Raw genomic sequence first — 12,800 nt, forward strand, 5'->3', positions numbered from 1 at the left:
GGGCGCTACGAGAACAGGGCCGTGATCAGGGCGATGTCGTCGTCCTTGTTCTGCCCGAAGCGTTCGAGCAGCAGGTCGCACATCTCCTCGAGGTCCTCCGGTCCGTCGGCCACCGTCCGGCGGAACTCGGCGAGGGTGGCGTCCAGGTGGGTGGCCCGTATCTCGACGAGGCCGTCCGTGACCATGAGCAGGCGGGTGCCGGGCGGGGCCTCGACGACGGTGGGCGGCGGGTGCGACAGCCCGAGGCCCACCAGCGGGCCGTGCGGGTCGTGGAACCGCGGCCCGTCCTTCGGGTCGATCACCAGCGGCGGGATGTGCCCGGCGTTGGCGATGTGCAGGCGGCGTTCGTCCGGCTCGACCAGCACGAGGCAGAGTGTGACGGTGACGCCGGGCTGGGACTGGCCCAGGAGCGTCTCCAGCCGGTCCAGGACGTGGTGCGGGGGGTGGCCCTCGATGGCGTAGGCCCGCAGTGCGTGGCGCACCTCGCCCATGACGGTCGCGGCCGCCACCGAGTGCCCCACCACGTCCCCGATGGCGAGGAGCAGGCCGTTCACCGTCTCCACCGCTTCGTAGAAGTCGCCGCCGATCTCGGCGTGCTCGGAGGCGGGGAGGTAGCGGAAGGCCAGCTGGATGCCGGGGACGGCCGGCAGCTCCTTGGGCAGGAAGGAGCGCTGCAGGGCGAGGCCCAGGGCGTGTTCCTCGTTGTAGGTCCGCAGGGCTTCGAGCGCCAGGGCGCTGGCGTTGGCCAGCTGCTGCAGGAGCTGCTCGTCGTCGGCGCTCTGCAGCGCGGCGGCGGGGACGGCCAGGCAGACGGGGGGACGGCCGCGCTTGGTGCGGGCCACCGCGAGGGCGACGTCACCGGGAAGGTGGTCGCCGGGCAGCAGGGCCCGCCACTGCCCGTGCGGGATCCGGACGGTCGTGACCCCGGTGTCCTGGTTCAGGCCGTGGGCCGCCAGCCGCTTGAGGAGGCCCGGGTGCGCGGGGTGGATGCGTACGGGGGTCCGCGGGTCGTCGGTCATGCTGTGCACGGCCTGCGTCTGGGGCGAGAGGAACACCGCGCTGGCCGGGCCGTCCAGGAGCGCGGCCGCGCCGCCGGTGGCGGCCGCCGCGAAGGAGTGGAAGCCCACCGCGCTGTAGACGTTCATCGTCGCCCGGTTCAGCTCCATGAGGCGCCGGGCGAGCCGCTCGGCGCGCTGCCGGGCCCGCGCGTAGCGCAGGGTGGCGGTGACGGTGGCGAGGAGCTCGCCCGGGTCGATGGGCTGGTCGAGGTAGGCGTCGGCGCCCCGCCGCAGCCCTTCCGCGTGGTCGGCCGGGCTGATGGCGGCGGCGGAGATCTGGATGATCGGCATGTGCGCCGTGCGCGGGCTGTCCTTGAGGCGCTCGCTGACCTCGAAGCCGCTCATGTCGGGGAGCAGGACGTCGATGATCGCGATGTCCGGCATCGGGCCCGGTCCGGAACTCACGTGGGCGAGGCCCTGCTCGCCCGTGCCGACGCTGACGACGGTGTGCCCCGCGCGCTGCAGCCAGCTGGTCAGGACGTAACGGTTCGTCTCGTTGTCGTCGACGACCAGTACGGTCGCGGGCAGATGCTCCTGCACGCTGTCGGTCACGATCCGCCCTTTCGGTTCCGCGGTTCCTTCGTGTACTCGTGACCGAGGTCCGGCAGGCGGACCTCGGCCCGGGTGCCGACCCCCACGGTGCTGGTGAGGGTCAGGGAACCGCCGAGCAGTTCGGCCAGCGTACGGGCGTACGGCAGACCCAGGCCGGTGCCGGGCCTGCCGTTCTGGTGCGGGCCGCGGACCTGGTAGAACACCTCGAAGACCCGGCCCAGCTCCTCGGGCGGGATGCCGATCCCGGTGTCCGTGACGGTGAACAGCACGGCAGGGGCCGAGGGCTCGGGGTCGGCCTCGATGTCCAGGCGCACCTCGCCGCGCTCGGTGAACTTGAGGGCGTTGGAGAGGAGGTTGCGCAGGATGCGCACCAACAGCGTCTCGTCGGTGACCAGGGACGGCTGCCGCTCGGACCGCGGCATGACCAGGGTGACCGGGTCGTGGCCGTGGACGCTCAGCAGGATGCCGCTGAGGTGCGCGACGAGCAGCCGCAGGTCCACCGGTTCCGGCTGGATGTCGAGGTGGCCGGCCTCGGCCTTCGCGACGTCCAGCAGGTCGTTCACCAGCGACAGCAGCGTGTTGCCGGAGGAGGCGATGAACTCGACCTGTTCGCGCTGCTCGTCGGTGAGGGCGGCCGAACCGGGCCCCAGCAGCAGGCTGGAGAGCGCGACCACGGAGTTGACCGGGGTGCGCAGTTCGTGGCTGATGTTCGTCCAGAAGCGGGTCTTGGCCTCGCTGGCCTCCTGCAGCTGCTGACGTTTGTCCTCCAGCTCCGAGTGCAGTGCCAGGACTCCGCTGTTGGTCGCCTCCAGCTCCTGGGTCAGCTCGGAGTACAGCGCGAGCACGCCCCGGTTGGTCTCCTCCAGCTCCTCGTTGAGGCGGCGCAGTTCCTCCCGCTGGGCGCGGGTCTCCTCGAGGGTGGCGATCAGGTCGCGGGTCTGGGCGCGCAGGTCGTCGGCCTCGGTCGAGCGGGAACCGGTCCTGAGGACCTCCATGAGCCGGGCCCGCTGCTCGGCCGTGCTTCCGGCCTCCACGGGCAGCGGCTGGACGACGACGATGCGGCCGCCCGCCGCACCGGCCTCGTGGTCGATCCGGACGAGCTTCGCGGCCAGGTCGAGCGTCTCCTTCGCCGGGGGCGGTCCGCCGGTCCAGGCGAACGTGACGAGCAGGGCGGCCGGCCTGCCCGGCGGGACCAGGCCGAAGAAGACCTCGAGGCCGCGGCTGCCGAGCCGGTCCCGTCCGATCTCGCTCAGCGCGGTCGCCAGCCGGACCTGGTCCTGCTGCTCCAGCGACATCGCGGACGCCACCTGCTGCGCGGTCCGCCGCAGGCCGAACACGTCCTGGGACGAGGACAGGACGAAGGGCGTCACCAGGTCCGCGGGCCCCTTGGCGGAAGAGGTGTCGTCGTGGGACGCGCCACCGCGAGGGCCCGGTTCAGTCGCCACGATCATCCCGTTCTCCACCGCTCACCATGCGCCCTTGACCACGACGACGCCGGCATCGTCCCGCCGTACTCCCGCTTCGCGCAACAGATGCCCCGCCACGACCGGTGCCGAGTGGTTCAGCAGACCCGGCAGGGAGGTGTGGTCCCAGCGCTCGGTCAGCCCGTCGGAGTGCATCACCAGGGCGCCGTGCGGCGGCAGCGGTTCCTCGAACGTCCGCAGCCGGCGCATCTGCGCGCCGACGATCCCGGGGGCCGACAGCAGGGCCCGGCGTCCGTGGTCGCCGAGGAGGAAGCCGCTGACGTTGCCGATGCCGCAGTACAGCAGGCGTCCCGCGGCGGGCTCGATCCGCGCCACGGCGACCGCGCCGCCGCGCGTTCCCTGCAGGGCGCGGTGAACAGCGGTGAGCGCGCCCTCCGGACCGAGGTCGCCGGTGGCGTGGAACGCCTTGACCGCCGCCTGGCTCGCGCGCGCGGCGAGGGGCCCGTGGCCCAGCCCGTCGCACAGCATGACCAGGAGCACCGGGCGGTGTCCGTCGCCGCCGCCTTCGACCGGCCGTACGGCCCAGGCGTCCCCGCACACGGTCTCCCCGCTGATGGGCCTGGTCACGCCGCCGGCCGGGGACGGTTCGGCGGAAGCGACGACGGCCCTGCCGTCCGCGGTGCGCGGCCAGAACCGCGCGGCCATGACCGTTCCGTGCCCGGGCACGGAGTGCAGGTCGAAGTGGTCCGCCAGCCGGGAGACCGCGCCCAGGCCTATCCCCAGCGTGCCGGCGCTGGACGTGCCGTCGGTCAGGGCGGCCGGGACGTTCGTCATCCCGGGCCCCGAGTCGACGGTGAGGAACTCCACGCCGGCCTGGTCCCCGGACCGCACCACGCGCAGCAGCAGGGCTCCGTCGTCGGCGTGCCGCTGCACGTTCGTGGCGGCCTCGGTGACGGCGAGGGCGATCTCGGCGGACCGGTGGCTGCTGAGCCCGAGGCGCCTGGCCAGGGTGGTGGCCGCGCCCCGGGCGGTCACCGCGAGCGAGGCGCCGTCCCGGAACCACGCCACGTCCTCGCCGGACAGAAGGGCCGCGGTGTTCACCGCACCCACTTGACGATGGTCACGGTCGTGCCCTCGCCCGGCGCGGTGACCAGCTGGAAGTCGTCGACGAGGCGCCGGGCGCCGCTGAGGCCCAGCCCGAGCCCGCCGCCCGAGGTCCAGCCGTCCGTCATCGCCTGTTCGACATCGGCGATACCGGGACCTGAGTCCTCGAAGACGGCGGCCACGCCCCGCTTGTTGCCCGCGCCGACCAGGCCGGAGGTGACCGTTCCGCCGCCGCCGTAGATCAGGGTGTTGCGTGCGAGCTCACTCGCGGCGGTGATCATTTTCGTCTGGTCGACCAGTGACAGCCGGCACCGCTGGGACAGTGCCCTGATGGCCTGCCGGATGTGCACGAGGTCGCCGCTGCGCGCTATGGGATGGACCTGAGGTTTTTCCCCCGCCGTCCAGGGCGCCGTCACCGCAAGGCCGAACTGGTGGGGTGACGCAGTTTCGCCAGCCCCTTCTCCAGGTCCAGGGCGGTGTCGACGCCGCCGAGGGACAGCCCCAGCTCGACCAGGGTGATGGCCACGGCGGGACGCATGCCCACCACCACCGTCCTGGCGTCGAGCACGCGCGAGATGGCGGCGACCGTCGCCAGCATGCGTCCCACGAAGGAGTCGACGATCTCCAGGGCGCTGATGTCGATGATGACGCCCCGGGCCGACTTGGCGACGATCTGTTCGGCCAGGTCCTCCTGGAGGTTCAGCACCATCTGGTCCTCCAGATCGAACTGGACGGACACCAGCAGGGTGTCGCCGATCCGCAGGATCGGAATGCGCTCGCTCATCGCTTGGCACCCTCGTGGGCGACGAGGTCCACGCCGGCCCTGCGCAGCGCCAGCTTGAGGGCGTCGGCGAGGCTGGCCTTCGTCACGATGTCGTCGAACTCGATGCCCAGCGCGACGATGGTCTGCGCGATCTGCGGGCTGATGCCGGACACGGTGCACTCGGCGCCCATCAGCCGGGCCGCGACGATGGTCTTGAGCAGGTGCTGGGCGACCTGGGTGTCCACCGCGGGAACGCCCGTGATGTCGATGATCGCCTGTTCCGAGCCGGTGTCCACGAGGGCCTGCAGGAGCTTCTCCATGACGACCTGGGTACGCGCCGAGTCCAGCGTGCCGACCAGCGGCACGGCGATGACGCCGTCCCACAGCCGCACCACGGGCGTGGAGAGCTCCAGGAGCTGCTCCGCCTGCGCGGTGATGATCTCGTCGCGCGTCTGCGAGTAGCTCTCGATCGTGAAGAGGCCCAGACCGTCCAGGACGCGGGCGAGCTCCAGGTAGCCGCGGATCTCGTCGGCGGAGCCGTTCTGCAGGACGGGCTCCAGGACCCGCTTCAGCGCGAAGACGCTGATCGCCGTCTCGCTGGGCGAGAACCCCTGGCGTGCCCTGTTCCTCGACAGCTCCGTCAGCAGTGCGCGGACCTCGGACATCTGGTCCGCGTGGATGTCGGTGGCACCCTGGCGCAGCGCGTCCAGCAGGGCTTCGTACAGCTCCCGGAGCTCGCGGTCGAGTTCGGCGGTGCCGACCCGTCCGCCCAGGGACCCCGCGACCTCCCGGACCCACGCCGCGGCCAGGTCCTGACCCTCTACCGACAAGAGCCCGACCAGGTCCACAGCGTCGTCTCGCTTCGCCATTCAGGCGCTCCTTCAGTGTTCCTATTTACGTGTCATAGCTGACCCGGAAAGCCTACGGCACAGGTTCCGCCGGGCAGCCGTGACCTTGCGTGACGGTGAACCGGGGGCGGTGTGCGACCGCCGCGGGCGCCGGGCGCGTCCCCGGGCGGCGGCCGGGTCGCGCGCGGGCGCACTTCTGTCACCATGTCCTCCATACGGGTCCGTCCGGGTCCCCGGTGGACGCCGGGGACCCGGACGGCGCGGACGACGGGACCGAAGGCGGGTGAGCGGTGGAGTCAGCGCACGGAGACGGCGCCGGGACGTCGGACGTCCCCGCCCTGACCGCGGCCGTCCCCCTGACCGGCGACGGCGGCTCGATCGCGCGGGCCCGTCACTTCGCGGCCGGCTTCCTCACCCGGGCCCGGACGGACCACGGGGTGTCCGTCTCCGCCCGCGCCATGGATCTCACCCAGTTGGTGGCGAGCGAGCTCGTCACCAACGCGCACAAGTACGCCCCCGGCCCCGTACTGATGGAACTGCGCATCGCGGACGCGCTGGTCACGGTGAGCGTGCGCGACGGCGTCCGTGCCCGTCCGGCCGCCCGCTCCGTCGACCCGCTGAGGGTGGGCCAGCACGGTCTGGAGATCGTCATGGCCGTCGCCCACGCCTTCCGGGTCGACCTCGAACCGGACGGCAAGCGCGTCACCGCCTCCATCGCCCTGGCCGACGGACCGGACCAGGAGTGACGGTCCCCGCCGCCGGCCGGCTCCTCAGGCGGTGAGGAGGCCGGCGCGCAGGCGGTTGAGGGTGCGGGTGAGCAGGCGGGAGATGTGCATCTGGGAGAGGTTCAGCTCGCGGCCGATCTCCGCCTGGGTCATCTCCTGGCCGAAGCGCATCTCGATGATGGTGCGCTCCCGCTCGTCCAGCTGCTGCAGCAGCGGCGCGAGGGTGTGCAGGTCCTCGAAGAGGTCCATGGCCGGGTCGCTCTCGCCCAGGGTGTCGGCGTACTTGGGGCCGCCGTCGCTGGAGTCGTCGTCGGCGCCGGGGGTGTCGATGGAGCCGGCGACGTAGCCGTTGGCGGCCACCAGGCCCTCGATGACCTCGTCCTCGGTCAGGTTCAGGTGCGCGGCGAGTTCCTTGACCGTGGGCGGCCGGTTGAGCGAGGCGGCCAGGGTCTCCTTGCTCTTCGCGAGGGTGACGCGCAGTTCCTGCAGCCGGCGCGGGACGTGCACGGCCCAGGTGGTGTCACGGAAGAAGCGCTTGATCTCGCCGACGATGTAGGGGATCGCGAACGAGGTGAACTCGACCTCGCGGGACAGGTCGAAGCGGTCGATGGCCTTGATCAGGCCGATGGTGCCGACCTGGATGATGTCCTCCATGTCGCCGCTGCCGCGGTTGCGGAACCGGCGGGCCGCGAAGTTCACCAGGGACAGGTTCATCTCGATCAGGGTGTTGCGGGCGTACTGGTACTCCGGCGTGCCCTCTTCGAGTTCCTGCAGCCGGTCCAGGAACAGCCGCGACATCTCCCGCGCGTCCCGGGGCGCGACCTTGCCGCCGTCCTCGATCCAGGGCAGCCCACCGCAGACCTCCGGCGCGCTGGAAGCGGATGCTTCAGGTGCGTTCACGGAGGAGATCACGGGTGCCGCCTTAAAGAGAGAGAACGGTGGAAACAACAGGTCCAGATTCACCTGCCCCCTGTTGCGGGATGCATGTGCGCCCGGACCGGATTTCTTCACGGAGCGTCGAAGGACGTTCCGGGGAACGCGGTGGGACGCCATGGACGGCGCCGCGGAAGCGGCGCCGCCCGTGCCGTTCCGGCTCCGGATCAGTCCTCGGCCGGGGTCAGCGTCAGCGAGATGGAGTTGATGCAGTACCGCTGGTCGGTCGGGGTGGCGTACCCCTCACCCTCGAAGACGTGGCCCAGGTGCGAGCCGCAGCGCGAACACCGCACCTCGGTGCGCGTCATCCCGTGCGAGCGGTCCTCGATCAGCTCGACCGCGTCGGAGTCCTTCGGGTCGTAGAAGGACGGCCAGCCGCAGTGCGACTCGAACTTCTCCGTGGAGGTGAAGAGTTCGGCGCCGCAGGCCCGGCAGGCGTACACGCCCTTCGTCTTCGTGTCGGTGTACTCGCCGCGGAACGCCGGCTCGGTGCCGGCCTGGCGCAGGACGGCGTACTCGGCCGGGCTCAGCTCCGCACGCCACTGCTCGTCCGGCTTCTCGATGTCGTACGACATGTTGCTCAGCCCCTCACTACAGGTGGTGCTACTTCGACAGGCGGGTCAGGATCCCGGGTCCGAGGTCCGTCACGTCTCCCGCGCCCATGGTGAGAACCAGATCACCGGGCCTCGTCATTCCCGCCACCAGGGCGGGCACCGCCGCCTTGTCGTGCACCGGCGTCACCCGGGCGCCGGCCGCCTGCGCCGCCTCGATGATCAGCTCGCTCGTCACGCCCGGGACCGGGTCCTCGCGGGCCGGGTAGATGTCCAGGACCAGCGAGGCGTCCGCCAGGGACAGCGCCTGTCCCATCTCCTTGCCGAGTTCCTGGGTGCGGGAGAAGAGGTGGGGCTGGAAGACGACCAGGATGCGGCCGTCGCCGACGGCCGCCCGCATGGCCTCCAGGTCCGCCGTCATCTCCGTCGGGTGGTGCGCGTACGAGTCCACGACCTGCACGCCCGCCTCCTCGCCCTTGAGCTGCAGACGCCGCTTCACTCCCGTGTACGAGGCGAGGGCGGCGGCCAGTTCGTCCGCCGGGACGCCCAGGGCGACGCCCGCCACCAGCGCCGCGACCGCGTTGTGCGCGTAGTGCCGGCCGGGCACCGAGACCGTGAAGGTGAGCGTGGCGCCGTCCAGCTCGACGGTCACCTCGCTCCTCAGTCCCTGCGGGACTACGGACAGCACGCGTACGTCGGCGTCGGCGCGCTCGCCGTACGTGATCACCCGGATGCCCTCCGGCAGCCGCCGCGTCAGCTCGCGCGCGCCGTCCTGGTCCGCGTTGACCACCAGGGTGCCGCCGGGCACGATCTTCCCGGCGAACGTCTCGAAGGACGCGTAGATCTCGTCCATGGAGGCGTAGTTGGCGTGGTGGTCCAGCTCCACGTTCAGCACGATCGCCACGTCGGGGGCGTACCTGTGGAAGCTGCGGTCCGATTCGTCGGCCTCGGCGACGAAGATCTCGCCCTCGCCGTGCAGGGCGTTGGACCCGGGGGCGTCGAGGTCGCCGCCGATCGCGTACGAGGGGTCCAGACCCAGTGTCGACAGGGAGACCGCCAGCATCGACGTGGTGGTGGTCTTGCCGTGCGTGCCGGCGACCGCGATCGGCCGCAGGCCGTCCATCAGGCGGGCGAGGGCGTCCGAGCGGTGGACGACCGGGATGCCCAGCTCGGCGGCGCGGACCAGCTCCGGGTTGTCCGCGCGGATCGCCGAGGAGACGACCACGCACGAGGCGTCGGGCGCCAGATGATCTGCGGCGTGCCCGATGTGGACGGTGGCACCCAGCGCGCGCAGCGCCTCGGCGGTCGCGGACTCCTTCGCGTCGCTGCCGGCCACCGCGGCCCCGCGCTGCGCGAGGATCTTCGCGATCCCCGACATCCCGGCGCCGCCGATGCCGATGAAGTGCGGTCGATCCATGGCGGTGGGAAGGCCGGGTGCCATACGTGTTTCTCCAGGACTCGGGTACGACGGTGAGCCCGCCCAGCTTATGGGGTGTGCCGCCCGGGACGGCCCCGCCCCGTCAGGGGCGCGGGGAACCGCGCGGACAGCCCCCACGCACCCGCGGCCGGGACCCGGCCCGGCGGCGCGGCCGAACTCACGCCTTGCTGTGCGAGAACAGCTTCAGCACCGGCACCCCCACCTTGTGCCGCGCCCGCGAGGCCCAGTCCCGGTGGAAGAACTCCTCCACGTAGTGCGGATCGGTCAGCACGATGACCTCGTCGGCCCCGCTCTCGTCGACGAGGGCCTTCAGCGCGTCCAGCGGATGGTCCTCGATCAGCCGCCCCTGCGCCGGGTTCCCGCCGGCCCGCAGCGCCGTCAGCGACACGTCGAGGGCCTGCCGCCCCTGTCCGGCCGCCTCCGCCCCCTCGGGCGTCTCGTTCTCGCGCGCCGCCTCGTCCAGTTCGCCGAGTGCCACGTCGTCGATGGCCCGCAGCAGCCGGTCCGCCTGGTCGCCGCGGGGCTGGAGCAGCACGTGGAAGGCGACCTCCTCGTCGCCGTGCAAGGTGGTGACGAACTCCACGTCCGCGGACGTCAGCGCCTTCTCGATCATCAGTACGCTCGTGAACACGACAAACGCCCTTCTCGTCCGAGGGCCGCTCGTAGACCCCTGCGGAAACCATCCTGCCCCGTGACCGTACGGGGACTGCGACATTCAGTGTGCCCGGCGAACAATAAACGGAACAGAATATTCCACCTCTTCGGTCAGGTCCGACGGTAGCGACCGAACAGGAACCCGGCCTCCTCCAGCAGGGACGTCAGTTCGAAGCGGCTCGGCACCTCGACCGCGGGACCGCCGGCGATGCGCTGGGCGCTGCCCGCGGTGAGCATCGGGGACACCGTCAGACAGAGCTCGTCGAGGACCCCCGCCGCGACCAGCTGGCCGAGCAGCCGGGGCCCGCCCTCGGTGAGGATCCGGCGCATGCCCAGTGCGGCCAGGGCGCCGACGGCCCGCGCGGGGTCCACCCCCGTGCCCTCGCCCGCGATCACGACCCGCGCACCGGCCTTCTCGGCGGCGGCGATCCGCTCGGGCGCCGCCGCGGCCCCGGTGAGCACGAGCGTGGGAACCAGCGGCGAGGTGAAGAGCGGCAGCGAGAAGTCCAGGCCGAGGCCGGCGCTCACCACGGCGACGGCGGGGGCCGGCCCCTGCCCCGCCGCCCGCCGCCGCGCGGCGAAGTCCTCGCGGGCCCGCGCGGGGCGGTAACCCTCCTGGCGTACCGTTTCCGCACCGACCAGCACCACGTCCGCGAGCCCCCGCAGCGTGCCGAAGATCCGCATGTCGGCGGCGCAGGACAGGGGCTGCGACCGCCCGTCGTGCTGGGCGGCGCCGTCGAGCGTGGAGACCATGTTGGCCCGCAGCCAGGGCTCCCCGGCGCCCGGGGAGCCCGGGATGTGCGACGGGTAGGCGTACGCCTCGGCCAGTTCGTCGAGCCCCCACTGCCGGTCCGTCGCATCTGCCCGCGCACCCGTGCCCGTGTCCGAGCCGGACGTCCCGTCCGGGGCCGGGGCTGCTGTCTGGTCGGTCACGGGGAACAGGCGTCGCATGTGATGCAGTCTGGCACGCGACGTAGAGTGGGGAACCGTGTCAGCCTCCACCACGGCCTCCGGATCCGGCGCGATACCCGAGGCGGCCCCCTCGTCCCTGTGCGCCCGCGAGCCGCACGTCCCCGCGGACCGGCTGGTCGCCGAGATGGTGCCGCCGCCGCGCTTCGACTCGGTCCGCTTCGACACGTACATCCCGGATCCGGACCGGCCCAGCCAGACCGACGCGGTACGCGTCCTCGCCGGGTTCGCGGCCGGTCTCGGCGGGCCCCCGCCCGGCACCGCCGGCAGGCGCGGCTTCCTCGGCCTCGGCAGGAGGCCCGCGAAGGTCCCGGCCGGCCCGCGCGGTGTGTACCTCGACGGGGGGTACGGCGTCGGCAAGACGCACCTGCTCGCCTCCCTGTGGCACGCGACCCCGGCGGAGCCCTCGCTCAAGGCCTTCGGCACGTTCGTGGAACTGACGAACCTGGTCGGCGCGCTCGGATTCCAGCAGACCGTGCGGACTCTGGGCGGACACCGGCTGCTGTGCATCGACGAGTTCGAGCTCGACGACCCCGGCGACACGGTCCTGGTGTCCAGCCTGCTCGGCCGGCTGGTCGAGTCGGGGGTCGCGCTCGCCGCGACCTCCAACACGCTGCCGGGCAAGCTCGGTGAGGGCCGGTTCGCCTCGGTCGACTTCCTGCGCGAGATACAGGGCCTGTCGGCGCACTTCAGGTCGCTGCGCATCGACGGCGAGGACTACCGCCACCGCGGGCTGCCCGAGGCACCGGCCCCGTACTCGGACGAGCAGGTGACGAAGGCCGCGTACGCGACGCCGGGCGCCTCGCTCGACGACTTCCCGCAGCTGCTCGGCCATCTGGCCCGGGTGCATCCGAGCCGGTACGGCGCGCTGACGGACGGCGTCGAGGCGGTCTGCCTGACGGACGTGCAACCGGTGCCGGACCAGTCCACCGCGCTGCGGCTGGTGGTCCTCGCCGACCGGCTCTACGACCGCGAGGTGCCGGTGGTCGCCTCGGGAATGCCCTTCGACGGGCTGTTCAGCGAGGAGATGCTGAACGGCGGCTACCGCAAGAAGTACTTCCGCGCGATCTCCCGGCTCACCGCGCTGGCGCGGGACGCCGGACCGCTCGTATCCGGCTGAACCGCCCCGGCCCCGGCGGTTTCCGGCCTGCCACCGGCACTCTTCGGCCCTCTTCAGGATCTCTTCAGGGTGAAACGTTAAGTTAACCCTGCAAACAACTTCCCGCGTTAACGTTCGCGTCAACAAGGGAATGCTCGATCTGGAGGCGGACGGGAGGGGGGCCCATGCGACGTGGTACGACGGCCCGGACGCTGTTCGCCGTTCTCGTCGCCGTCCTGCTGGCCCTGCAGCTCTCCGCCCCCACCACGGCATTCGCATCCACGTTCGCATCCGCGCACACGGACCGGCTCCTCGGCCCCGACCCGGGAGCCGAGTTCGCCACCTGCGCCGAGACGGCGCACACACACGGCCCGACCGGCCCGTTGCGCAGCCGCGACCGGATCCGCGTCGCGGACCACGTCCCGCCGGCCTCCACGCGTCCCGTGCTCCTCAAGGACGCCGTGGCCGGTCACGAGGACCCCGCGCACACCGCGGCGCCCGCGGCGCACCACCGTACGACGAGATCCTCGGCCGACCGTTCCACGGCGGCGCTCCAGGTCTTCCGCTGCTGAGACGGCCACCGGGCACGAAGCGACTCCGACCTGACCCGTCCCTCACCACGCCACGTCCGCCGAGCGCGTAGACGTGGGGTCTCGTCGCCGTACCCGCATGCGCTTCCGTC

At 72.1% G+C, this 12,800-nt stretch carries 14 protein-coding genes; 3 read left to right on the forward strand and 11 right to left on the reverse strand.

The window, feature by feature from the left end:
• Nucleotides 1–5: 5 nt before the first annotated feature.
• Genes QFZ75_RS09755 through QFZ75_RS09780 form a run of 6 tightly spaced genes read right to left on the reverse strand, consistent with a single transcriptional unit; the run spans nucleotide 6 to nucleotide 5,770 of the window.
• Nucleotides 6–1,610, reverse strand: coding sequence for a fused response regulator/phosphatase (locus QFZ75_RS09755; RefSeq protein ID WP_307535594.1), 1,605 nt, complete (start codon nucleotides 1,608–1,610; stop codon nucleotides 6–8).
• Nucleotides 1,607–3,061, reverse strand: coding sequence for a HAMP domain-containing sensor histidine kinase (locus QFZ75_RS09760; RefSeq protein ID WP_307535595.1), 1,455 nt, complete (start codon nucleotides 3,059–3,061; stop codon nucleotides 1,607–1,609). Before QFZ75_RS09760 ends, QFZ75_RS09755 begins: the two co-directional genes overlap by 4 nt.
• A gap of 15 nt (nucleotides 3,062–3,076) precedes the next feature.
• Nucleotides 3,077–4,144 (reverse strand): ATP-binding SpoIIE family protein phosphatase, encoded by a 1,068-nt coding sequence (locus QFZ75_RS09765; RefSeq protein WP_307535597.1) that lies wholly within the window; start codon nucleotides 4,142–4,144, stop codon nucleotides 3,077–3,079.
• Entirely contained in the window at nucleotides 4,132–4,554 is a 423-nt protein-coding gene (locus QFZ75_RS09770) for an ATP-binding protein (RefSeq protein WP_307535600.1), read from the reverse strand. Before QFZ75_RS09770 ends, QFZ75_RS09765 begins: the two co-directional genes overlap by 13 nt.
• A complete protein-coding gene (locus QFZ75_RS09775; protein ID WP_307535602.1) occupies nucleotides 4,551–4,922 on the reverse strand; it encodes an STAS domain-containing protein in 372 nt (123 codons plus the stop codon). Before QFZ75_RS09775 ends, QFZ75_RS09770 begins: the two co-directional genes overlap by 4 nt.
• Entirely contained in the window at nucleotides 4,919–5,770 is an 852-nt protein-coding gene (locus QFZ75_RS09780) for an STAS domain-containing protein (RefSeq protein ID WP_307535603.1), read from the reverse strand. Before QFZ75_RS09780 ends, QFZ75_RS09775 begins: the two co-directional genes overlap by 4 nt.
• 269 nt (nucleotides 5,771–6,039) lie before the next feature.
• On the opposite strand from QFZ75_RS09780, the gene QFZ75_RS09785 reads away from it, so the two are divergent.
• Nucleotides 6,040–6,495, forward strand: coding sequence for an ATP-binding protein (locus tag QFZ75_RS09785; protein WP_307535604.1), 456 nt, complete (start codon nucleotides 6,040–6,042; stop codon nucleotides 6,493–6,495).
• Between the two features lie 24 nt (nucleotides 6,496–6,519).
• Here the strand turns inward: QFZ75_RS09785 and QFZ75_RS09790 are convergent, their stop codons facing one another.
• From QFZ75_RS09790 to QFZ75_RS09810, 5 genes are all read right to left on the reverse strand, one after another.
• Nucleotides 6,520–7,272: an RNA polymerase sigma factor SigF gene (locus tag QFZ75_RS09790; protein WP_307544356.1), complete on the reverse strand. Its 753-nt coding sequence runs from the start codon at nucleotides 7,270–7,272 to the stop codon at nucleotides 6,520–6,522.
• Nucleotides 7,273–7,574: 302 nt separating this feature from the next.
• Nucleotides 7,575–7,982, reverse strand: coding sequence for a peptide-methionine (R)-S-oxide reductase MsrB (gene msrB / locus QFZ75_RS09795; RefSeq protein WP_307535606.1), 408 nt, complete (start codon nucleotides 7,980–7,982; stop codon nucleotides 7,575–7,577).
• 28 nt (nucleotides 7,983–8,010) lie between these two features.
• Nucleotides 8,011–9,399: a UDP-N-acetylmuramate--L-alanine ligase gene (gene murC, locus QFZ75_RS09800; protein WP_307535608.1), complete on the reverse strand. Its 1,389-nt coding sequence runs from the start codon at nucleotides 9,397–9,399 to the stop codon at nucleotides 8,011–8,013.
• 154 nt (nucleotides 9,400–9,553) lie between these two features.
• The gene (locus QFZ75_RS09805; RefSeq protein ID WP_307535610.1) at nucleotides 9,554–10,027 is read right to left on the reverse strand and encodes an indole-3-glycerol phosphate synthase; all 474 of its coding nucleotides are present in this window, start codon (nucleotides 10,025–10,027) and stop codon (nucleotides 9,554–9,556) included.
• 134 nt (nucleotides 10,028–10,161) lie between these two features.
• Nucleotides 10,162–11,001 (reverse strand): pyrimidine reductase family protein, encoded by an 840-nt coding sequence (locus QFZ75_RS09810; protein WP_307535612.1) that lies wholly within the window; start codon nucleotides 10,999–11,001, stop codon nucleotides 10,162–10,164.
• A gap of 37 nt (nucleotides 11,002–11,038) precedes the next feature.
• On the opposite strand from QFZ75_RS09810, the gene zapE reads away from it, so the two are divergent.
• Entirely contained in the window at nucleotides 11,039–12,139 is a 1,101-nt protein-coding gene (gene zapE / locus QFZ75_RS09815; RefSeq protein WP_307535614.1) for a cell division protein ZapE, read from the forward strand.
• Nucleotides 12,140–12,303: 164 nt separating this feature from the next.
• Entirely contained in the window at nucleotides 12,304–12,690 is a 387-nt protein-coding gene (locus QFZ75_RS09820; RefSeq protein WP_307535615.1) for a hypothetical protein, read from the forward strand.
• The last annotated feature ends 110 nt before the right edge of the window (nucleotides 12,691–12,800 follow it).

Origin of the sequence: Streptomyces sp. V3I8 (assembly GCF_030817535.1) — a bacterium.
Lineage (GTDB): Bacteria > Actinomycetota > Actinomycetes > Streptomycetales > Streptomycetaceae > Streptomyces.